22 protein-coding genes are annotated in these 21,627 nt (G+C 43.1%); 1 reads left to right on the top strand and 21 read right to left on the bottom strand.

Going from position 1 to position 21,627, the window contains the following annotated elements:
• Positions 1–96 precede the first annotated feature (96 nt).
• From era to rpsU, 13 genes are all read right to left on the bottom strand, one after another.
• The gene (era, locus tag ACQKNS_RS13705; RefSeq protein ID WP_367410758.1) at positions 97–1,026 is read right to left on the bottom strand and encodes a GTPase Era; all 930 of its coding nucleotides are present in this window, start codon (positions 1,024–1,026) and stop codon (positions 97–99) included.
• A complete protein-coding gene (gene cdd, locus ACQKNS_RS13700) occupies positions 1,019–1,417 on the bottom strand; it encodes a cytidine deaminase (RefSeq protein WP_427643593.1) in 399 nt (132 codons plus the stop codon). The genes era and cdd overlap by 8 nt, the downstream gene beginning before the upstream one ends.
• A 39-nt stretch (positions 1,418–1,456) precedes the next feature.
• The gene (locus ACQKNS_RS13695; RefSeq protein WP_427643592.1) at positions 1,457–1,834 is read right to left on the bottom strand and encodes a diacylglycerol kinase family protein; all 378 of its coding nucleotides are present in this window, start codon (positions 1,832–1,834) and stop codon (positions 1,457–1,459) included.
• On the bottom strand, positions 1,812–2,288 hold the full coding sequence (gene ybeY / locus ACQKNS_RS13690) for an rRNA maturation RNase YbeY (RefSeq protein WP_076365237.1): 477 nt from the start codon (positions 2,286–2,288) through the stop codon (positions 1,812–1,814). Before ybeY ends, ACQKNS_RS13695 begins: the two co-directional genes overlap by 23 nt.
• A complete protein-coding gene (locus tag ACQKNS_RS13685) occupies positions 2,285–4,447 on the bottom strand; it encodes an HD family phosphohydrolase (RefSeq protein ID WP_427643591.1) in 2,163 nt (720 codons plus the stop codon). The genes ybeY and ACQKNS_RS13685 overlap by 4 nt, the downstream gene beginning before the upstream one ends.
• A gap of 177 nt (positions 4,448–4,624) precedes the next feature.
• Entirely contained in the window at positions 4,625–5,587 is a 963-nt protein-coding gene (locus ACQKNS_RS13680) for a PhoH family protein (RefSeq protein ID WP_427643590.1), read from the bottom strand.
• 3 nt (positions 5,588–5,590) lie between these two features.
• Positions 5,591–6,778, bottom strand: a complete 1,188-nt coding sequence (gene yqfD, locus ACQKNS_RS13675; RefSeq protein WP_427643588.1) for a sporulation protein YqfD — start codon at positions 6,776–6,778, stop codon at positions 5,591–5,593.
• Between the two features lie 15 nt (positions 6,779–6,793).
• Positions 6,794–7,078 carry a sporulation protein YqfC gene (gene yqfC, locus ACQKNS_RS13670; protein ID WP_034308511.1) on the bottom strand — a complete coding sequence of 95 codons (285 nt, stop codon included), beginning with the start codon at positions 7,076–7,078 and terminating at the stop codon, positions 6,794–6,796.
• A 128-nt stretch (positions 7,079–7,206) separates the two neighbouring features.
• On the bottom strand, positions 7,207–7,710 hold the full coding sequence (locus ACQKNS_RS13665) for a hypothetical protein (RefSeq protein WP_427643586.1): 504 nt from the start codon (positions 7,708–7,710) through the stop codon (positions 7,207–7,209).
• A gap of 22 nt (positions 7,711–7,732) precedes the next feature.
• Positions 7,733–8,722 (bottom strand): flotillin-like protein FloA, encoded by a 990-nt coding sequence (floA, locus tag ACQKNS_RS13660; protein ID WP_427644208.1) that lies wholly within the window; start codon positions 8,720–8,722, stop codon positions 7,733–7,735.
• Positions 8,723–8,776: 54 nt separating this feature from the next.
• The gene (locus tag ACQKNS_RS13655; protein WP_427644206.1) at positions 8,777–10,051 is read right to left on the bottom strand and encodes an NfeD family protein; all 1,275 of its coding nucleotides are present in this window, start codon (positions 10,049–10,051) and stop codon (positions 8,777–8,779) included.
• A 350-nt stretch (positions 10,052–10,401) separates the two neighbouring features.
• Complete coding sequence (locus tag ACQKNS_RS13650; protein WP_098369770.1) at positions 10,402–10,845, bottom strand: GatB/YqeY domain-containing protein; 444 nt, start codon at positions 10,843–10,845, stop codon at positions 10,402–10,404.
• A gap of 14 nt (positions 10,846–10,859) precedes the next feature.
• Positions 10,860–11,033 (bottom strand): 30S ribosomal protein S21, encoded by a 174-nt coding sequence (gene rpsU, locus ACQKNS_RS13645; protein WP_028391853.1) that lies wholly within the window; start codon positions 11,031–11,033, stop codon positions 10,860–10,862.
• Positions 11,034–11,269: 236 nt separating this feature from the next.
• On the opposite strand from rpsU, the gene ACQKNS_RS13640 reads away from it, so the two are divergent.
• Positions 11,270–12,202, top strand: coding sequence for a Na/Pi symporter (locus ACQKNS_RS13640; RefSeq protein WP_427643584.1), 933 nt, complete (start codon positions 11,270–11,272; stop codon positions 12,200–12,202).
• Between the two features lie 288 nt (positions 12,203–12,490).
• On the opposite strand, the gene deoC is transcribed toward ACQKNS_RS13640, so the two are convergent.
• The 8 genes from deoC to hrcA all read right to left on the bottom strand — a co-directional run bounded on the left by deoC (position 12,491) and on the right by hrcA (position 21,541).
• A complete protein-coding gene (gene deoC / locus ACQKNS_RS13635; protein ID WP_427643582.1) occupies positions 12,491–13,162 on the bottom strand; it encodes a deoxyribose-phosphate aldolase in 672 nt (223 codons plus the stop codon).
• A 158-nt stretch (positions 13,163–13,320) separates the two neighbouring features.
• Complete coding sequence (gene mtaB / locus ACQKNS_RS13630) at positions 13,321–14,658, bottom strand: tRNA (N(6)-L-threonylcarbamoyladenosine(37)-C(2))-methylthiotransferase MtaB (RefSeq protein WP_427643581.1); 1,338 nt, start codon at positions 14,656–14,658, stop codon at positions 13,321–13,323.
• A gap of 6 nt (positions 14,659–14,664) precedes the next feature.
• Positions 14,665–15,417: a 16S rRNA (uracil(1498)-N(3))-methyltransferase gene (locus ACQKNS_RS13625; RefSeq protein ID WP_427643579.1), complete on the bottom strand. Its 753-nt coding sequence runs from the start codon at positions 15,415–15,417 to the stop codon at positions 14,665–14,667.
• 138 nt (positions 15,418–15,555) lie between these two features.
• Entirely contained in the window at positions 15,556–16,497 is a 942-nt protein-coding gene (gene prmA / locus ACQKNS_RS13620; protein WP_427643577.1) for a 50S ribosomal protein L11 methyltransferase, read from the bottom strand.
• A gap of 36 nt (positions 16,498–16,533) precedes the next feature.
• Positions 16,534–17,649, bottom strand: coding sequence for a molecular chaperone DnaJ (gene dnaJ, locus ACQKNS_RS13615; protein ID WP_427643575.1), 1,116 nt, complete (start codon positions 17,647–17,649; stop codon positions 16,534–16,536).
• A gap of 298 nt (positions 17,650–17,947) precedes the next feature.
• Positions 17,948–19,780 (bottom strand): molecular chaperone DnaK, encoded by a 1,833-nt coding sequence (gene dnaK / locus ACQKNS_RS13610; RefSeq protein ID WP_283897468.1) that lies wholly within the window; start codon positions 19,778–19,780, stop codon positions 17,948–17,950.
• Between the two features lie 36 nt (positions 19,781–19,816).
• Positions 19,817–20,413, bottom strand: coding sequence for a nucleotide exchange factor GrpE (gene grpE / locus ACQKNS_RS13605; RefSeq protein ID WP_427643573.1), 597 nt, complete (start codon positions 20,411–20,413; stop codon positions 19,817–19,819).
• A 99-nt stretch (positions 20,414–20,512) separates the two neighbouring features.
• A complete protein-coding gene (hrcA, locus tag ACQKNS_RS13600) occupies positions 20,513–21,541 on the bottom strand; it encodes a heat-inducible transcriptional repressor HrcA (protein WP_076365204.1) in 1,029 nt (342 codons plus the stop codon).
• Between the last annotated feature and the right edge of the window lie 86 nt (positions 21,542–21,627).

Raw genomic sequence — 21,627 nt, 5'->3', positions numbered from 1 at the left:
AAGCCCACCTTTCATTTTTAACTAGCAATATGAATATCCGACCATATGGTTAGCTTGACCGTTTTCCGAACTTTCATGACGCGTAAATTTTGTTAATTAATACTCGCTCTCATTGAAGCCATAATCGCGAAGCTGGCTTGCTTTGTTCCGCCAATCCTTCTGTACCTTCACCCACAGTTCCAAGAAAACTTTAGAGCCCAATAAGTTTTCGATATCCACTCTGGCACGGCTGCCGACTTCTTTAAGCATTTTCCCTTGCTTTCCGATGACAATGCCTTTTTGTGAATCACGTTCGACAACGATCGTCGCCATGACATTAATGGTGTCACTGTTGTCCATTTTTTTAATTGAATCGATGACAACTGCCACTGAATGCGGAATTTCTTCACGTGTCAGGTGCAGGACCTTCTCGCGGACCAATTCGGAAATGATAAAACGTTCCGGATGGTCTGTCACTTGGTCAGCTGGGTAAAACTGGGGACCTTCTGGCAGATGTTCCTTGATTTGTTCCAGCAGTGTATCCACATTATTTCCTTCAAGGGCAGAAATCGGAACGACCGCCGCAAAAGGGTAAAGCTGCTGGTATTTTTCAATGATCGGAAGTAAATCATCCGGATGCATCGCATCGATTTTGTTTACGACCAGGAAAACGGGCGTTTTTACAGATTGAAGCTTTTCGATGATAAACTCGTCACCGCGTCCGTATCCTTCAGTCGCATTGATCATGAAGAGAATCAAATCGACTTCCTTCAATGTATTCGTTGCCACTTTCATCATGAAGTCACCAAGCTTATGCTTTGGTTTATGGATGCCGGGTGTATCGATGAAAATCATTTGTGAATCGTTCTGCGTAAGTACACCCTGGACCTTATTTCTTGTAGTTTGCGGCTTATCGCTCATAATGGCGATCTTTTGTCCGATGACCCGATTCAGAAATGTACTCTTTCCAACATTAGGTCGTCCAATAATCGAAATGAAACCTGATTTGTAATCTTTTACTTGTGTATCATCAAATAGTTTATCCATTTAAATCCTCCGGTGAAAAAGCTCCTGGAAGCAATTCCTGTACTGTTAGTTCTTTTATGTCCCCTTGTAAGTTGGTCAAAACGACCGGCATATCCTTTTCACACAGTTCCGAAATAACCTGCCTGCAAGCCCCGCATGGGGAAACGGGACCATCGGTATCTGCCACTACTGCAAGTTTAGTGAATTTTTTATCGTTATGGGCATAAGCGCTGAATAAAGCTGTCCTTTCGGCGCAGTTACACATGCTGTATGCAGCATTTTCTATATTACAACCATGATAAACCTTTCCATCAGCGGTTAAAAGGGCTGCTCCCACCTTAAATTTGGAGTAAGGTACATAAGCTTTATCCCTTGCTTTTTTAGCTTCCTCAATCAATTCTTTCGTATTCAATTCACATCTTCCTTTCAAATTGAGTACCATTTCGGCAACCTACAGGCCAAACTTGGGCAAAAAGATAATCAATCCAACTATTATAGAAAATATAGCATATATGAATACAGCTCCTGCTGCAATATCTTTTGCCTGCTTGGCAAGCGGATGGATTTGATCCGTCACCAAGTCGACTACCCTTTCAATCGCTGAATTAACGAGCTCCAAGGTAATCGTACCGGCTATGGCCGCTAAAATGAAAAGCCACTCCATCCCATCCAATGAGAAGTACCAACCAAAGAAGACGACGATTGCCGTTAACGCGAAATGTATCTTGATATTGCGTTCAGTCCGAACAGCCTCCAAAATTCCCTGACAGGCAAAAGAGAAACTTTTTAATAAAGGATACCTTTTTTTACCCTTCTCTTGAAAGTCCATATTCTTCCAAGATCTCCTTTTGTTTAGTGAACATCACTTTTTCATCTTCTTCATTCATGTGGTCGAATCCTAATAAATGCAGAAAACCATGCAGTGCTAAAAATCCAAGTTCCCGGTCAAACGAATGACCATATTCTTCAGCCTGTTCTTTCGTGCGTTCAATGGAAATGATGATGTCCCCTAACATGCGGGGCATTTCCGCACCGACGATTTCCACTTCATCTTCTCCCATTTCTTCAAGTGCAAAAGAAATGACATCTGTAGCTGAATCTTTATGTCGATATTCTTTATTGATTTCCCGAATCCTATCATTGTCTACAAATGTGACTGACAGCTCGGTGTCTTTTTCAATGTTTTCTTTTCTTGCCGCAAATTGCAGAATGCTCTCAACAAGCCTTTGAGCTTCCTCCGTTACTTCATTCGTTTCATCCATTAAATCGATAGCTAAAATCATTCTTTCACCTTCTGTCCTAATTTATCCGGCTCCGGATATTCAATCCTGGAGTGGAAGATACCATTAAGCGATTCACATAGGGAATGCTTCACGATACTCAATTCTCTCATAGTAATGTCACATTCATCAAATTGACCATCAGAAATCCTGTCCTGAATGATGAAACTTACCAGCTCTTCAATCTTCTCCGGAGTTGGGTGCTTCATCGATCTCACTGCAGCTTCAACACTATCGGCTATGCCTATGACGGCTACTTCCTTCATTATCGCCCTCGGCCCGGGATATCGGTAGGCTGATTCGAGTGTGGACTCATCCTGTTTTTTTGCTTTATGGTAGAAAAACTTCAATAAAGTGGTGCCATGATGCTGCTCTGCAATATCCACAATCTCTTTCGGGAATTTGTGACTGCGCAGCATCTCCCCGCCATCTACGGCATGGGCAATGATGATATCCCTGCTCGTTTCCGGCTGCAGCCGATCATGCGGGTTCTCTTCATTCATCTGATTTTCGATGAAGAAGTGCGGCCGCTTCGTTTTACCGATATCATGATAATAGCTGCCGACCCTTGCCAGCAATCCATTCGAGCCGATGGCTTCACAAGCCGATTCCGCCAAATTGGCGACCATTACACTGTGATGGTATGTCCCCGGAGCCTCAATCAAGATCCTCCGCAATAACGGATGATTGGGATTCGCGAGCTCGATAAGCTTAATCGAAGATAAGATCCCGAAACCAGCCTCGAAAAACGGTAACAGGCCCATTGTCAAAACGGCTGAACCCACTCCGGAACCTATGGCGGCAGCAGCATAATACAAGTACTCCATTCTAGTATAATGGCTGTCCATAATAAAGATGAGCGAAAAAACAAATGCCATATTGATTAAAGACAATAGCAGCCCCGCTACAAGCACCTTTGATTTGAAATTTGGCCTAGATAGAATGATGATTGCCGTCAATCCCCCGAAAATGATATATAGCCCCATCGAGAAATCCAGATTTCCAGGTGTATCACCATTAAATATAATCGTACCATACGAACCTAACAATATGATCATAGCCACCGCTAACTTATCATTCAATAAAATCTTGATGAGCATCGCCGCCATGGCACCCGGAAAAATGTATTCCAAGTTCGAGTTTTTCAGGTCAGCCAGAATGCTGATCGTTTTCATGGTAGCCATTGAAAGGATAAAGACAAGACTGAAGATCAATAACTGATTGTACTTGTTATCCTTTTTGGAAATGGAATAGTAGAAATAATAATAAAAAGCGGCAAAAGTCAGGAATATGAATAACAGCAGGCCGATATACGGGTAAATGGTAGACTCCGTATTTAAGAATCCTGCCAGTTCAAGCTGTCTATATACATCCCTGTCCACTAATTGATTTTCTTCAACGATGATTTGACCTTGAAGGATCCTGATTGGCTCCACGCTTTCAACCGCTTTCCTTCGTTGTTCCTCGGTTTTGTCCTTATCGAAAAATACATTCTGAATGATTGCCGTACGTGCAAGGGAAGTGGAGGCTTTTTTCATATCGCCGCCAATGCTCATATAATCCAATTCCTCGACAACCTTTTTCTTGGCATTTTCCACGTCACTTGCAGCGATTCGGGAGCTCATCACATTATTCACGGCTGTAATGGTTGAATCCTTCGCTATTTTTAACTCATCTTCATCCGCCTGCACTAATGCAAGGAAAACGGATTCCTCGATATTTTTATTCACTTCATCGGTCAATTTTTCTTTTAATATGGAAACTTTTTGAGCATCCGTCTTTATGGGCTCTTTTTTATCACCTTCTTTATGCTCTTCATCGGGGTCCGTTTCTTTATTGACCTCTATTGCTGAATCGAAAATGGATGAAATCAGATCGACTTTATTTTTGGCATATTCCTTTTTTAAAGAATAAACATCCGCCACCTGTTTTGAAATCTCTTCTTTTTCCTGTTCCGTCTTATAAGTATCTTCCACAGTCTTGGTTGAACGGATTGTTTGTTCCGCAGGCTTAAAAAGCTCTACCTGGACCCTTTCCGGCTTAACATTGGAGAACATTAACCCATACGCAAACAAACCAAGTATGATGAACAAAAGCACTTGAAAAAAACGATGGACCAACAGCCCTTTTATTTGAGTGAAAAATTTCTGGATACGATTCAAGGAAGGTCCTCCTAAAAAATGATGTTTATTATTCTAGATATGTAAAATCATAACAGTTTTCATGTGAATTTTCACCTTCGTATTGATAAATGAAGCTTCTTATCCACTTTTTCCCCATAAAGTTTGCCATTTAGACACATCACGAAAAATCCGCCGATTGAAATGGCGGATTTTTTCTTATGACTTCGCCTGCTCGTAAGCAGTAATGATTTTGGCGACAAGCGGATGCCTTACTACATCACTTTGTTCAAAATGAACAAAGGAAAGGCCTTTAACATTCTTCAAGACCTCTTCTACCCGGACCAGACCTGATTTCATGCCTTTCGGAAGGTCAATCTGTGTCCGATCTCCCGTAATGACCATTTTCGATCCGAAACCGAGCCGGGTCAAGAACATCTTCATTTGGGCTTCGGTCGTATTCTGGGCTTCATCCAATATGACAAAGGCATCTTCAAGCGTACGGCCCCTCATATAAGCCAGAGGAGCTATTTCGATCGTTCCGCGCTCTATCATCCTTTGCGTCTGTTCCATCCCTAGAAGGTCATGGAGAGCGTCATACAGCGGACGTAGATAAGGATCTACCTTTTCCTTCAGATCACCAGGCAGAAAACCCAGGCTTTCCCCCGCTTCGACGGCAGGCCGTGTCAGGATGATCCGTTTAACATGTCCATTCTTCAATGCATTGATGGCCATCACTACAGCAAGGTAGGTCTTCCCGGTTCCGGCAGGCCCAATTCCGAATACAAGATCCTGTTTCTTTATAGCCTGGATATAGTATCTTTGCCCGATTGTTTTGACTTTAATGGATTTCCCTTTAGCGGTTTTAGCGATTTCCTCATCATATAATTCACCGAAATACTCCAATGTGCCTTTTCTTGCCAATTCAATGGCATAAAGCACATCTCTGGAACTGATTGCAATTCCTTTTCTGACCACCTTCAATAACGCATTGAGGATTTCCTCCCCCATCGTTACCCGCTCGATATCCCCGGCAACACTCACCGCTTCACCTCGGGTTATGACGGAGATGCCAAGCTCCTCCTCGAGCACTTTTACATTTGAATCTCCATTGCCCAATAATGCGATTGCTTCATTGGGTGATTCTATTTCGAGCTTAATTACTTTCACATCATCTGCCATTCGTTAGTCTCCTTGAATGATTGGCTGTCCAATCGCTATATCTTCAATAACTTGGTAATGTATAGATAATTTAACTTTACCATTCTCCATGCTTTCGTGCAAAATTTTTTCCTCGATGATTTCATCTTCCTCTTCTAAATGCTTTTTCAATTCTGCTTTAGCCATTTTCCTGCCTTCCTTCACCGCTTCTTCCTCCGTATAACTTCGTATAATATCTTCCTTGCTCCTCAAGGTCACTTGTTTATAGGAAATGGGAAGTTCCCATTGAAGAAAGTGAAAAGGCCTCACTGTCGTTTCTTTTTCCTGTTTTTCATATCCGGGATCCTTAAACCCCCATACCGGAAGGGAAAAGCCCCCCATTTTCAAAAAGTGCCTGCTCGTTTCATCTCCGTTAAAAACTGAAAATTTTGTTTTTAACGGAACTTCCACTTTCGCTTTATACCACGTTTTCCCTTTTATTACTCCCGTTGCAGATACAATTTCCTGTTTATCCTCTTTACCAATCAATCCTGAAACAAGAAGCTGTCCTTTTCCTACATAATCATTCACATTAACAATAGATTGTCCCTTTTCAACGAACATATCAGTGATGATCGCTTTTTTTGAAGCTACCAGATTTTGCGGGGATGTTTTCTCGACTTCTTTAGGCTGCCGTTTTTCTACAACCCGAAAATGGTATGTCGTTCCCTTTAGCTCCACCCCTACCCATGTCAAGGCACCAATCCGGTCCGACAGCTTACGCTGAATCGTATCCACATCATCAACAAAGAATTGCACTTTCCCGATCTTCACGCCCATCTTGTCCAATTCTTTCCGGATGGCATGCTCGGTTGCCGGCTTGGCATCTTGAACCTCGATGCCCCATACCATGTTGGAAAGTACAAATATGCAAAGCAGGAAAGCGATCATCCCCGCTAAAAACCCGCTGTTCTTCATGACTCTCTTCATCAGGAAAGGGAAACCCTTTCCCTGCATGAACTTTACTTTACAATCACTTTTCCGCATGACCTGACGGAGTTTGGGGATATCCCTGATATCCATATGGAAAATCAGGGCTTCACTTCCGACACGCTTCACATCCCAGACATGAAGCCCCCTTCTCGTCAGCATATTAATCAGCCGTTCTGCACCTTTGCCATAAGCCTTCACCTTTACATAGCCTGTATAATAGTTTGTCCATTGGTTTTTCATGGAGACCTCCCGGGATCATTCATTGATAAAATAGACCTTATCGATTTTGCCTTCAAGCATGATTTCTTCCGGCAAAATCGTCTTTATGACAAAGGCATTTCCCTTTATCAGCAACTGCCCATTTTTCAGCATCAATCGTACTTCGCTGTCTGTAAAAGCCAATAAGCCACGATGGTTTTCAATATAAATATGTAATTGTCCGATCATTGTAATTCGCGGCAGGTCCATCATGACATCTTGCGGAAGGTCCATTGTTTTGGTCATAAGCTGTTTCACTTTTTTTCCCCAATTGCGTGCCATAAAAAAGAACCCCCTTTCATCTCAATGTATGAAATGAAAGAGGGTTCTAGCACAAAATTATCAGTGAATGAAAACCTATTTTTTCTTGCTCATTTAATGACCGGCTTAAAAAAGACCGGGGCTCCGAATCACCTTCTGGTTCTCTGAAGACTTCTCTTCGCCCTTGGCGGTCCCAGCACTTCTGACATGATGATGCCATCAATCAGCTGCTTTTTACCAAAAGACGGCCCTTTGCGATAGACCGGACTGCTATTATCGGAAATCGTTGATGTAAGTTGATCCGCCTTCGCTTTTTGATATAGACGCTCCTGATCGTACTTCTGCTGAAGCCTTCTAAGCTCAGCAATCCTTTTGTCCGCTTCGTTCGTCGTCTCATCGATCACTTCAACAGCCTGAGAAGCCTGCTGTTCGACTTTCCTTACGGGAGCAGGGGCAGGCCTTTGCTGCGGATTCCCTTGCTGCATTTCACCTTGAAGCTCCCGCATGACCTCCTGCCATTTCTTTTTCGGAGGCGTGTTAGGATCGTCGAATTGCTGAGGCTGCTTTTTCTTTCCTAACATGGACGTTAAAATACCGATCAAGACAATGATAAGGAATGGGTTCTGGAGAAAGAAATCAATAAAATCTCCCATTTAAAGACCTTCCTTCCTTGACCTAATTATTATTATGGTTATTGTTGTTATCTTTCGGATTGTCTGAAATTTTACTGATGGAGTCGCGCATATCCGTATCGGCCGTGATATTTTGGATATTCATATAATCCATCACTCCAAGGTTCCCGCTTTTCAGTGCATCGGCCATGGCCAATGGAACTTCCGCTTCGGATTGAACAACCTTCGCTCTCATTTCCTGAACACGGGCAACCATTTCCTGTTCAAGCGCAACAGCCATCGCACGGCGTTCTTCGGCCTTTGCCTGGGCTATTTTCTTATCGGCCTCGGCTTGGTCCGTCTGTAATATGGCCCCGATATTTTTTCCGATATCCACTTCAGCTATATCAATGGAAAGAATTTCGAATGCAGTACCTGAATCCAGCCCTTTCGATAAAACCGTTCTTGAAATCAAATCGGGGTTCTCAAGTACATCCGTATGCATTTTCGAAGCACCGATCGTCGATACGATCCCTTCACCTACACGGGCAATGATCGTCTCTTCACCGGCACCACCGACCAGGCGTTCAATATTGGCCCGGACCGTTATCCTTGCCTTCGCTTTCACTTCAATACCATTCATCGCCACACCAGAGATGAACGGAGTTTCGATCACTTTCGGGTTAACGCTCATTTGAACGGCTTCCAGGACATCACGGCCTGCAAGGTCAATGGCTGCACCCCGTTCGAAAGGCAGCACGATATTGGCACGTTCTGCTGCAATTAATGCATTCACCACTCGATCGACATTACCTCCTGCAAGGTAATGGCTCTCCAATTGATTCGTAGAAACATTGATTCCAGCCTTATGGGCCTTGATGAGCGGGTTGACGACCCTGCTTGGTATAACACGGCGAAGCCTCATCCCAACTAATGTAAATATACTGATTTTGACTCCTGCCGCTAAAGCGGAAATCCAGAGCATTACTGGTACGAATGTGAAAAACACTGACAATACGATAATGGCTGCAATCACTGCCAGTACAATAAATATCGTTCCTGAAGTTATCACTTAATGATTCATCCTTCCTGTATCTTTTGATTTAATTTAATTTGATTCCGGGATTTCCCGGACGACTACCCTTGATCCTTCAACTTTAACGATGATGATTGACGAACCCTTGGAAATAAAGCTTCCTTCGGTCACGACATCCACTCTTTCTTCTTTGACCAAAGCTGTTCCTGAAGGCCTCAAGTCTGTAAGGGCCTTCCCTTCAACACCTAATAAATCCAAACGATTTGGATTGCTGACATATCCTTGTTCCGTTTTTGTTGCATCGGTTAATATCATTTTCCTGAAAAATTTCATCTGTTTTCCAAACACCTTTACAAGTAGGATGAATACCAAAATGGATACGGTGACCGCGATTAGCAAGGATATCGTCATATGTACCGGATCACCTGTTGCGAGGAATAAACTCCCCACTATTGCGGAAAATCCGAGCAGCCCGATAATCCCCCCTGGGATAAAAAATTCAATTAGTACGAGAATGACCCCGATGATGAACATCGCTAACGATTCGTATCCGGTGATACCGGCGACAAGATGACCATAGAAGAATAAGACAAGACTGGTGATTCCTATGACCCCCGGAATTCCAAAACCGGGTGAAAACAATTCCATCACAATCCCGATTCCAGCTATCGTCAATAAAATGGGAACGACGATCGGGTTAGTCAAAAAGCGGGCAAGTTTCTCAGGAAAACTTTCTTCGATTGAACGAATATCAGCATCCTCGACTCCAAGTATACGGTACAGTTCCGCTTTACCAGAGACGGTGCCTTCACTATATCCAGCCTTTTTTGCCTGATCGGCTGTAAATGTCAGCAACTTCCCTTTTTCCGCTCCATATTCGGGCAGATCGATGTCAACATCCGCCATCGCCTGGGCGTATATGGGATCACGTCCATTTTGTTCTGCAGCAGTCTTCATGGCAGCTAACCAATAAGATTGCGCTTTCTTACCTGCAGCATTCCCCGTTGAATCTATCACAGCCGCAGATCCCATGGTGGCGCTCGGAACCATATAGATCTCATCTGCACTTAGAGAAATGTATGCCCCTGCAGATAAAGCCCTGTTATTGACATAGGCAACTGTCTTGATCGGTGAATCCGACAGTAACTTGGCAATTTCCCCCGCTGCATCCACAGCACCTCCAGGGGTATTCACCTCGAAAACGACAAGATCTGCATCAGCTTCCTCAGCAGTGTTCAGCGCGCGCTCCAAAAAGGCCGAGAGTCCCTTTTCCACCGTTTCTTCAATTGGAACATGGTAAACGATCTTCCCGTTTGCAGATGCCGTCGCCCCCCCAAAAGAAGACATGGTGAACAGCAATCCAAATAAGAGTACAGATAAATAACGCCAAATTTTCAACGGAACGCCCCCTTTCCCGTATTAAACGCGGTAAGTGCCTCCATTGTTCAGGAGGAAAACCTACCAGTAAATTCAGCACGCAACTAAAATTCGAATAAGGAGCAAATGTAGCGACCCTTTACTCTGTTCTTTAGTTATTACGTATGTATATGAAAAAGGTTTCAAAAAAAAGCAAATAAAATTAAAAGTGCCCCATTATCTTGGGCCACATTTCAATAATATACGCATAAAATTCATGAAATACACAAAAACCACAGGCAATTTGCCTGCGGTTAGGTTTCGAGTTTTAAGTTTAGAGTTTAAGATAGATGTTGTTGCACTAATTTGTTTACTAGAGAACCATCCGCTTTACCTTTAACTTTAGGCATTAAAGCTCCCATAACTCGCCCCATATCTGCTTTGGATGTTGCATTGACTTCTTCAATCGTCTGTTTAACGATATTAGAAATGTCTTCTTCTGAAAGTTGCTCAGGCATATATGCCTCTACGTATACTAGTTCGGTGCGGACTTTATCCACGAGATCTGAACGACCTGCGTTTTCAAACTCCTGGAGGGAGTCTTTGCGTTGTTTTAATTCGCGAGAGAGCACTGTCAATTCTTCATCATCTGTTAAATCTTGTCTCTGCTTCATGGCTTCGTTTTGAATAGAAGCTTTCAGCATCCGAATAACAGATAGTTTGTCCTTTTCCTTGTTCTTCATCGCTTGTTTCATATCATTATTTAAACGCTCGAGAAGACTCATCTTTCCACCCTCTCTTAGAATTTACGTTTTCTTGCAGCTTCAGACTTTTTCTTACGTTTTACGCTTGGTTTTTCATAAAATTCACGCTTCCTAGCTTCCTGAAGCGATCCTGCTTTAGATACAGTACGTTTGAAACGACGAAGAGCATCTTCAAGCGATTCGTTTTTACGAACGACGGTTTTAGACATCTCTTTCCCTCCCTCCGAAAACAACACACTAACTCAAGTTGTCAACATGTTATACATGTACTAAACAATTATAATATATCATCTTTAGCAGGTCAACCAATAAAATCAAACTTATTTTGAATATCATCAAGTTATTATCATAATTTTTCTCGAAACGATGATTCAACATGCAGGAAAAACCAATTTATAGCATGTCTCCCGATATTGGGCCATAAGCTTACTATGAGGTGACAGTCATGCATGAGCTATTTTTATTCCTTTTATTCATTGCGATGTTTTTGGCAGGTATGTCGGTTTTACGAATCGGCCTGTTCAACATGTCGGGTGCAGCATTAAAAACCTTTCTCTCAAAGGTTACGGATAAGCCATGGAAAGGCTTCATGGCCGGAACCATCTTTACCGGGATCCTGCAGAGCAGCTCGGCGGTCATGGTCATGACGGTCGGCCTCGTTTCCGCTGGAAGCTTAACGTTCCCGCAAACGATCGGGATTATTCTGGGAACGAATATCGGATCCACCTTTACAGCAGAGTTCATGACCTTCTCCCTGGATCGTTGGATCATTCCCGGTGTCGTAAGCGGCGCTTTCCTTTGCTTCATGCCAAAAGCATTACCGAGAAGCATAGGGATGTCCCTTATCGGTATCTCGGCCATCTTCGCGGCTATGAGCGGTTTTAAAACGCTTTCGACACCGATTGCAGCCTATCCATCCATACAAACGCTCATCCAATACATAGAGGGCCACATGAGCTATGCCCTTTTAGCCGGGATTTTATTGACCGCACTCATCCACTCCAGTTCGGCAACCATCGGCATAGCCATGAGCTTTTTGATGAATGGGGAGTTATCCGTCTACTCCGCAATCATCATCATGCTCGGATCGAATATAGGCACTTGCATCACCGGATACATGGCCAGCATCGGTTCCGGTAGACAAGCTGCCTTCACAGCTTATGCACATATTTGGCTAAATGTCATCGGGGTTGCCGCATTTCTGCCTTTTGTGGACATCCTGGAAAGCACTGCTGCCTTTTTCACCGAAAACAAGGGGACACAGCTCGCCCATGCCAGTGTCATATTCAATATCTTGACTTCTTTGGCCGTCTTGCCTTTGGCAAGGCAATTCTCCAACCTCATTCTTTTGGTGCATCGGCCACATATAAAAAAATAAGGAGCTGACCAAAAGCCGCCTTAAGTGACTTCTTTTAGGACAGCTTTGCGGGAAGACTGACAACATATGTAGCTGTACCAGATATAAAAAGATAAAGGAGGTTTATTAGCTAATCTTTTTATAATTAGAAAAGCTCGAATCTGAATACGGGTTCCAAAAATGATACCGGTCCTCTTTTTCATCATCGGATATCACCATTTGAATGACCATCCGATTAATTATGGAGGTAATAAAAAAAGGCGGAGAAAAATGAAATATTTTTCTCCGCCTTTTTTATTTCAGGATATATTAATAATCCGAATCAGCCGTTAAGCCCTTTACGATGGATACACCTGCACTCGCTCCAATTCTTGTTGCACCAGCTTCAATCACTTTCTGGGCATCGCTCGTGTTGCGGACCCCGCCTGAAGCTTTGACACCGATATCCGGGCCAACCGTTTTTCTCATAAGCGTGACATCTTCAACAGTCGCTCCACCGGTCGAAAAACCAGTTGATGTTTTCACATAATCCGTTCCTGCCTTTACGGCCAATTCACATGCCCGGACTTTTTCTTCATCAGTCAATAAAGAAGTTTCAATGATCACCTTTGAAAGAGCCTTACCAGTGGATGCCGCCACAACAGCACGGATATCCCGCTCTACCAACTCATCATCCTTGTCCTTCAATGCGCCGATATTGATTACCATATCGACTTCGTGAGCGCCATTGGAGATGGCGTCTTTCGTTTCAAAAGCTTTGGTTTCCGGTGTGGTTGCACCTAGAGGGAAGCCGATGACCGTACAAACTTTCACTTCTGAACCTTCCAAAAGTTCGCTTGCATATTTCACCCAAGTCGGGTTAACGCATACGGAAGCAAAGTTATACTCTCTCGCTTCTTCGCATAATACCTTTATTTGCTCTTTGGTTGCATCTGCTTTTAATAACGTGTGGTCAATTAAACCTGCTACATTTTGTGACATGAATAAATCCTCCTCAAAAACAATCTATACCTAGTTGTACGTACCTCTTATGATACCATAGTTTATCCACTTTGACGATATATATAGTCTTTACCCGAAAGTGCCAAGAAAACACATCAAAAAAAGGATAAAAAAAAAGACAGCGATTAACCGCTGTCTTAGATATTGGATGCTTGTTGCAACGGAAAATCCTTCACTACCGTCACGAACTGACCTTCACTAGATGGATAGCCAGACTTTGTGATTTTCACCTTGACGATTTCACCGATCATTTCATCCGAAGCCGGAAAGACGATTTTCATGTAATTATCGGAGTAGCCCTCATAAAGGCCATTTTCCAACTTCGTTTCAGGAATGACTTCCAGAACTTCCCCCTCGAATCGGGAGGCATACTCTTTTGCCAGCTGATCCGACAACGCGATAAGACGGTGGACGCGTTCATTTTTGATATCTTCATCCACTTGATCTTCCATACGTGCAGCCGGAGTCCCTGTCCGTTTTGAATAAGGGAAAACATGAAGTTCGGAGAATTTATATTTTTCTATAAAGTTAAATGTCTCCATGAATTCTTCTTCGGTCTCTCCCGGGAAACCTACGATGACATCAGAAGTAACAGCAAGACCAGGAAGTGCGATTTTCAACTTTTCGATTCGATCACCGAAGAAATCCATCGTATATTTACGTCTCATCCGTTTTAGAACTGTATCGGAACCCGATTGGATTGGTATATGCAAATGACGTACCACTTTTTTCGAATTCGTCAGCACTTCAATGATTTCATCTGTAATTTGGCTGGCTTCAATGGATGAAATACGGATACGCTTCAGCCCATCGACTTTTTCCAAGTCCCGCAGCAGCATCGCCAAATTATAGTCTTTTAAATCATCTCCGTAGCCGCCAGTATGAATTCCGGTGAGGACTAGCTCTTTATAGCCTGCCTCGACAAGCTGTTCAGCTTGGTGTATGACTTCTTTTGGATCGCGGGAACGCATCAAACCACGAGCCCAAGGGATGATGCAGAAAGTGCAGAAATTATTGCAGCCTTCCTGAATCTTCAGTGAAGCACGTGTACGGTCTGTAAAAGCAGGCACATCCAGCTCTTCATAGACACGGTTTTTCATGATATTTCCTACGGCATTGATTGGTTCACGTTCTACCTTGAATTGCTCAATGTAATCAAGGAGTTTAACCCTGTCTTGTGTTCCTACAACAATATCCACACCTGGTATGGCCATGATCTCTGCCGGCGATGTCTGTGCGTAACATCCCGTTACCGCTATTACGGCATTCGGGTTCTTACGAATAGCACGACGGATGACCTGACGGCTTTTCTTATCGCCAGTGTTCGTCACCGTGCATGTGTTGATGACATATACATCCGATGCATGTTCATACTCAACACGATCATATCCCCCCGTTTTGAATAATTGCCATATAGCCTCTGTTTCATAATGATTCACTTTGCAGCCTAATGTATGGAAAGCGACCGTTGCCATTTTTCATCACCTCAAAAGTTCTACATGATAAGAAACAGCGGAAAGTGCATATAAAGGTGCTGTTTCAGTTCTTAATATTCTTGGTCCAAGACCGCAAGCCATAAAACCGGCATCAGTCAGTTTTTCTATTTCCTTATCCGCCAAACCACCCTCAGGCCCAAATACGAACAGGATGGATTGCCCAGCGGCGATATCTTTCAAGACAGAAGCGAGTACAGAAGTTTCCCCCCGTTTTGCCTCTTCTTCAAAAGCGATTAATTTATGATCGAAACCGGAAGCATATCCAGCTAGCTGATCTGCCGTCATCGGTTCCTTGATGGCAGGGATAACCGTGCGGTGGGATTGCTCAGCCGCCTCTTTTGAAATCTTCTGGAGTCTCTCCAATTTCTTACCTACCTTTTTGTGGTCCCATTTTACCACCGAACGAGCAGCAATAAAAGGGATAAATTCAACGGCACCCAGTTCGGTGCCCTTTTGGACGATATATTCCAACTTATCCCCTTTAGGCAGACCGCTCGCTATCACAACCCTTACAGGAAGTTCCTTTTCTTCATTCTTCCATTCGGTAACCGTCCCTATAACAGCATCATCCGTAATTTCCGAAATTTCCGCGATAGCTGTCATACCATTACCTTTCACCGTGATGATCCGTTCCCCTGGTCCCATTCTCATCACCCTGGCGATATGGTGAAAATCATCGCCTGATATCTTCACCGTGTTTCCATTGATATCTGCTTCGTTAAGAAAATACCGTTGCACACTGCCACCTACTTCGTCTAGTCTAAAAAACTCACAGGCTAACAGTCAGGAATCCAGAATGCAACCCGTGCAAATATTCAAGCTAAAAAAAGGTACTCTGACTATCAAAAAAACCGATAATCAGAGTAACTTTTTCAATTAATCATTTCTTTTCGCGATTATTGCCACCCAATCTTCCATCAAGATCGTTTCCTCGACGGTGAATCCAGATGCTATAATCGCATCCTTCACATCTTGTTTCTTAGTTTGAATGATTCCGGAAGCGATGAAATATCCTCCAGGTTTAACCACTTTCGCTACATCATCCGTAAAACGCATGATCACTTCGGCAAGAATATTAGCGACGACGATATCCGCTTGCTCATTCACTCCATCCAGTAAATTGCCTTGTGAGACGGATACTTTATCCTGCACGTTATTTAATTCCACATTTTGTTTGGCTGACTCTACTGCCACTTCATCCAAATCAAGGGACTGGATTCGTTTTGCCTCCAATAATGCAGCTGCAATACTCAGAACACCAGAACCAGTTCCTACGTCAACGACTAAATCCCCAGGCTGTACTGTACGCTCCAGCGCTTGGATACACATGACCGTCGTCGGGTGTGTACCCGTACCGAAGGCCATGCCTGGATCAAGTTCAATGATCAATTCGTCACTGCTTACTGGAGTGTAGTCTTCCCATGTCGGCACGATGGTAAAACGTTCAGATATCTTGACAGGGTTATAATATTTTTTCCAAGCCGTCGCCCACTCTTCTTCATTCACTTCACTAATTGAAACAATATTTTTCCCAAGGTCTATATCAAAAAGAAGGAGATTATTGATTGATTCCTTAATTGCATCAATAGTATCGCCAAGGAAGCTGTTAACAGGCAAATAAGCCTTAATGACTACCCCTTCATTCGGATAATCATCTGGGTTTAAGTGGTAGATTTCGCCAAAAACATTTTCTCGTTCCTTGACTAATTCTAGAGGATCCTCAATGACAACACCACTCGCACCTGCCTCATGAAGAATATTCGAAACAGGTTCAACCGCTTCATTCGTTGTTTGGATTGCAAATTCAGACCACTTCATAATCTACCAACTCCCAATTTGTTCTTTTACTTTTATTCACCTATCTTTGAAAGCACGCTTTACTTTTGAGAAAAAGCCATCATCTTGTTCATCTACACCATGTCCGCTGATATCACTGAACTCACGAAGCAGGTCCTTTTGTTTTTCCGTTAATTTCTTAGGCGTGACCACTAATACGACCACATGCTGATCTCCTTGGCCATAACCTCTGACATTCGGAACCCCTTTGCCTTTTAAACGGAAACGAGTGCTTGTTTGTGTACCTGCAGGAATCTTCAGCTTCACTTTTCCATGAAGCGTCGGAACTTCTATTTCATCGCCTAATGCCGCCTGGGCAAAAGTAACCGGCATTTCACAATAAATATCATCGCCATCCCGCTCAAAGAACTCATGGCTGCGTACATGGAAGACTACATACAGGTCTCCTGCCGGACCGCCATTGATTCCTGGCTCTCCTTGTCCGGTTACCCGCAACTGCTGGCCATCATCAATTCCTGCCGGCACCTTGACTTGGATCTTTTTACGTTTTTGGACTTTTCCGTCACCGCCGCATGTTGAACATTTATTAGGTATGATTTTTCCTGTTCCTTGACAATGGTGACATGCTCTCCGGTTCACAATCCTTCCGAACGCTGTGTTTTGTTCAACATTCAATTGACCGGTTCCATGGCAATGTGAACAGTTTTCCACTTTTGTACCTGGTTTTGCACCGGATCCTTTACAAGTATCACAATTCTCTTCACGCGGAATTTCGATTTCCGTTTCTTTTCCAAATGCAGCCTCTTCAAAAGAAAGCGTCATCGTATACTGTAAATCCGCCCCTTGACGCGGTGCATTAGGATCTCTCCTGCGTCCGCCGCCACCAAAAAAGCTACTGAAAATATCTTCAAAACCGCCGAAACCGCCAAAGTCCTGACCGCCAAAGCCTTGATTGGGATCTGTGTGCCCAAATTGGTCATAATGGGCCTTTTTCTGTTCGTCACTCAATACTTCGTAAGCTTCCTTGATTTCCTTGAATTTATCCGCAGCATCGTCCGCTTTATTAATATCAGGGTGATATTGTTTGGAGAGCTTTCGATACGCTTTTTTGATTTCATCCTTCGAAGCACTCTTCGAAAGGCCTAACACCTCATAATAATCGCGTTTACTCATATCTAAAATCCACTCCCGATTCGATTCACATAAAGGTAATATTATCACTGAACGAAGATAATAATCAACTAGAAAAGTACAAACGGCTTTAGCACATTTTTGCAAATGGTATTGCCAGCGCCAATTTGCACACATTTCCCTCTAAAATCCAACGATTCCCCACCAGTGATTGTAATACTTCCGACAATGATTCCATTCACTGTAAAAAAGCCAAAGTCAAGATAACCTGACTTTGACTTTTTTACAATGGCAGGCAGAAATACTGCCCAATATATCAGTGTCCCGATTGGGCCACTATTTATTTTTTCTCTTCTTCGTTAACTTCCGTGTATTCAGCATCAACCACATTATCGTCTTTAGCAGACTCGCCAGCACCGGCTTCGCCAGCTTGCTGAGCTTTTGCCGCTTCTTCATAAAGCTTCATTGTCAAAGCTTGAACGATTTCGTTAAGCGCATCTTTTTTCACGCGGATTTCTTCAAGCTCATTTTTCTCGATTGCAGCTTTCAGTTCATCCTTCGCTTCATTCGCTTTTGTTACTTCCGCTTCATCCACTTTACCTTCTAGATCTTTAAGCGTTTTTTCCGTTTGGAAAACTAGTTGGTCAGCTTCGTTACGAAGTTCGACTTCTTCTTTACGTTGTTTATCGCTATCGGCATTTTCTTCCGCTTCACGTACCATGCGTTCGATCTCTTCATCAGAAAGTCCTGAAGATGATTTGATTGTGATCGCTTGTTCTTTGTTCGTGCCAAGATCTTTCGCACGAACGTTCACGATTCCGTTTTTATCGATATCGAATGTCACTTCAACTTGTGGAACTCCACGCGGTGCCGGTGGAATGTCACTCAATTGGAAACGGCCAAGAGTTTTGTTATCCGCTGACATTGGACGCTCACCTTGAAGGACATGGATATCAACTGCCGTTTGGTTATCAGCCGCTGTCGAGAATACTTGTGATTTACTTGTCGGAATCGTAGTATTACGGTCAATCAGTTTCGTGAATACTCCGCCCATCGTTTCAATTCCAAGTGAAAGTGGTGTTACATCAAGAAGGACAACGTCTTTAACATCCCCTGTTAATACGCCACCTTGGATTGCAGCACCCATAGCCACTACTTCATCAGGGTTTACACCTTTGCTTGGTTCTTGACCGATTTCCTTTTTGATCGCTTCAACAACCGCAGGAATACGTGTTGATCCACCAACAAGGATTACTTTGTCGATTTCAGATGCTGAAAGGCCAGCATCTTTCAATGCTTGACGAGTTGGTCCCATGGTACGTTCCACAAGTCCAGTGGAAAGCTCGTCGAATTTAGCTCTAGTCATCGTTACATCCAAGTGAAGCGGGCCAGCTTCCCCAGCAGTGATGAACGGTAAAGAAATTTGAGTTGACGTTACGCCTGAAAGATCTTTTTTCGCTTTTTCAGCTGCATCTTTCAAACGTTGAACAGCCATTTTATCTTTTGAAAGGTCGATTCCGTTTTCTTTCTTGAATGCCTCAACTAGGTAATCGATGATGACTTGGTCGAAATCATCCCCACCTAGACGGTTGTCACCAGCTGTGGACTTAACTTCGAAAACGCCGTCTCCCAGTTCCATGATCGATACGTCAAACGTACCGCCGCCAAGGTCGAATACAAGGATCGTTTGATCTTCTTCCGTTTTATCCAAACCGTATGCAAGTGCTGCAGCTGTCGGTTCGTTGATGATACGTTCCACTTCAAGGCCGGCAATTTGACCTGCATCCTTAGTTGCTTGACGTTCTGCATCATTGAAGTAAGCAGGTACTGTGATAACCGCTTTCGTAACTTTTTCGCCAAGATACTCTTCAGCGTATGATTTCAAGTATTGAAGGATGATTGCAGAAACTTCTTGAGGTGAGTATTCTTTTCCTTCAATGACTTCTTTATGGTCGGTACCCATATGGCGTTTAATCGAAATGATCGTGTTAGGGTTTGTAATCGCTTGGCGTTTTGCCACTTCCCCTACTTGCCTTTCACCATTTTTGAATGCCACTACGGATGGAGTCGTACGGTTTCCTTCTGGATTCGGGATTACTTTTGGTTCCCCGCCTTCAAGTACAGATACACAAGAGTTTGTTGTACCTAAGTCAATACCAATAATCTTGCTCATAGTTTCACTACCTCCCAATTATTTATATGTAAAAATCTATTCGTTCACTTTTACCATTGCAGGTCGAATCACACGGTCTTTAAGAATGTATCCTTTTTGGAATTCCTCGACGACGATGTTCGAACCGAAGTTTTCATCTTGAACTTGCATGACCGCTTGATGCAAACGCGGATCGAACTCTTCGCCAACCGAACTGATCGGTTCGATGCCTTCTTTATTCAATGCATCAGTAATCGCTTTATAGACCATTTCCATGCCGGATAGCAAGGATTTTGTCTGTTCATTATCCGCTTCGATTTTTGTAGCTCTTTCAAAATTATCAAGAGCCTCAACTAAATCACTGGCAATACTTTGAACTCTATATTTTTGAGCCGCCTCCATATCAAGCTTGGCACGGCGTCTTGAATTATCAAAATCGGCCTGCAGACGAAGGTAACGGTTATCCATTTCTTCGATTTTCGCCTCAAGTTCGGCAATCTTTTCTTGAGCCAATTGAAGTTCATCTTTTTCAACCGGAGTTTCCTCTTGGTTTTCTTCCGCTGGAATTTCTTCTTCAGCGAAAACTGCTTCTGCAGCGCTTTCCTCGATTGTTTCATTTTCCAATGTTTGTTCTTCGTTTTTATTTTCTGTCACAATCTCACCTCCCTAAAAGGGTTATACAATTTATGCTAAAGTAATATGCCAGGCCGCGGAAAATACCCCTCCGCCACCTTAACAATATTACCTTTGCTACTATTTTTGATACAGTTTTGTCATCAGGGCCGTTAAATCTTTCGAGAAAAACGAAAGCAAACTGATCACTCTCGAATATTCCATCCTCGTTGGACCCAATATGGCCAATGTGCCAACTTGCTCCTGCCCGATTGAGTAGGTTGCCGTAATCAAACTGCAATCATCAAGAACCGTGTTTTGGTTTTCACGGCCGATCTTGACGTGGATGCCCGATGGATTTTGAGTAATAAGTTCATAAAATCCCTGTTCCTGCTCAATCATTGATAAAAGCGTGCTTACTTTAGCAATATCATGGAACTCCGGCTGCCTCAGCATATTCGTTTTCCCGCCGAAAAATATTTTTTCGGGCTTTGTATCCGTCAGGGTCTCCGCAAGGATCGAGACCATCGATCCATAGTTATGAATGTGGCGGCTCAATAGAACGGCAACTTCCTTATAGATCTTATCCTTTAGATCAACAAGCGGAACATCGACCAAGCGGGAATTCAATATGTTCACCATCTTTTCAATTTCATTTATATCAAAAGAAGGCGGTAAGGAAATCATTCGATTTTCCACATGACCTGTATCCGTAATAATGATGGCTATTGCCGTTTCAGGACTTAAAGGAATGATCTGGATTTTTTTCAGCTTATGCTCATTCACTTTTGGCCCGAGTACAATTGCCGTATAATTCGTCAGTTCCGAAAGTATTTTCGCTGACTTCTGAACGATCTTTTCCAATTCATAAATTCGTTCTACAAAAACGGATTTTAATATCTTCATTTCATTCTTTTTCGGAGCTTGAGGAGAAAGTAAATGATCCACATAATATCTATACCCTTTTTCAGAAGGGATCCTACCTGAAGAAGTATGGGTTTTTTCCAAAAACCCCATTTCTTCAAGATCAGACATTTCATTGCGAATTGTGGCAGAGCTGAACGTAATTTCATCTTTCTTCGACAAGCTTCGTGACCCGACTGGCTGGGCAGAATGGATGAAATCCTCGATTATCACTTGTAGAATCAATAATTGACGATCAGTTAGCATGTATGATCACCTCTGTTAGCACTCTGTCTCATCGAGTGCTAATATACTAATAAATTATCAAATGAAGCTTATGATGTCAACAATGA

This window comes from Peribacillus sp. NPDC094092, from assembly GCF_050279365.1.
GTDB lineage: Bacteria > Bacillota > Bacilli > Bacillales > DSM-1321 > Peribacillus.
Note: the sequence above shows the minus strand (reverse complement) of the source record. Positions and strands in the feature narration are given on the sequence as shown.

Bases quoted from the DNA above. Each gene is read 5' to 3' on its own strand.
- yqfD (WP_427643588.1), bottom strand. From the start codon at position 6,778: ATGAAAAACCAATGGACAAACTATTATACAGGCTATGTAAAGGTGAAG.
- ybeY (WP_076365237.1), bottom strand. From the start codon at position 2,288: ATGATTTTAGCTATCGATTTAATGGATGAAACGAATGAAGTAACGGAG.
- prmA (WP_427643577.1), bottom strand. From the start codon at position 16,497: ATGAAGTGGTCTGAATTTGCAATCCAAACAACGAATGAAGCGGTTGAA.
- ACQKNS_RS13680 (WP_427643590.1), bottom strand. From the start codon at position 5,587: ATGGCAGATGATGTGAAAGTAATTAAGCTCGAAATAGAATCACCCAAT.
- mtaB (WP_427643581.1), bottom strand. From the start codon at position 14,658: ATGGCAACGGTCGCTTTCCATACATTAGGCTGCAAAGTGAATCATTAT.
- deoC (WP_427643582.1), bottom strand. From the start codon at position 13,162: ATGTCACAAAATGTAGCAGGTTTAATTGACCACACGTTATTAAAAGCA.
- yqfC (WP_034308511.1), bottom strand. From the start codon at position 7,078: ATGGCACGCAATTGGGGAAAAAAAGTGAAACAGCTTATGACCAAAACA.
- ACQKNS_RS13650 (WP_098369770.1), bottom strand. From the start codon at position 10,845: ATGAGTCTTCTCGAGCGTTTAAATAATGATATGAAACAAGCGATGAAG.
- hrcA (WP_076365204.1), bottom strand. From the start codon at position 21,541: ATGCTAACTGATCGTCAATTATTGATTCTACAAGTGATAATCGAGGAT.
- dnaJ (WP_427643575.1), bottom strand. From the start codon at position 17,649: ATGAGTAAACGCGATTATTATGAGGTGTTAGGCCTTTCGAAGAGTGCT.
- rpsU (WP_028391853.1), bottom strand. From the start codon at position 11,033: ATGTCTAAAACCGTCGTTCGTAAAAACGAATCGCTTGAAGATGCTCTT.
- ACQKNS_RS13665 (WP_427643586.1), bottom strand. From the start codon at position 7,710: ATGGGAGATTTTATTGATTTCTTTCTCCAGAACCCATTCCTTATCATT.
- era (WP_367410758.1), bottom strand. From the start codon at position 1,026: ATGGATAAACTATTTGATGATACACAAGTAAAAGATTACAAATCAGGT.
- dnaK (WP_283897468.1), bottom strand. From the start codon at position 19,780: ATGAGCAAGATTATTGGTATTGACTTAGGTACAACAAACTCTTGTGTA.
- ACQKNS_RS13640 (WP_427643584.1), top strand. From the start codon at position 11,270: ATGCATGAGCTATTTTTATTCCTTTTATTCATTGCGATGTTTTTGGCA.
- ACQKNS_RS13695 (WP_427643592.1), bottom strand. From the start codon at position 1,834: ATGGACTTTCAAGAGAAGGGTAAAAAAAGGTATCCTTTATTAAAAAGT.
- ACQKNS_RS13655 (WP_427644206.1), bottom strand. From the start codon at position 10,051: ATGTCTTCTTTTGGGGGGGCGACGGCATCTGCAAACGGGAAGATCGTT.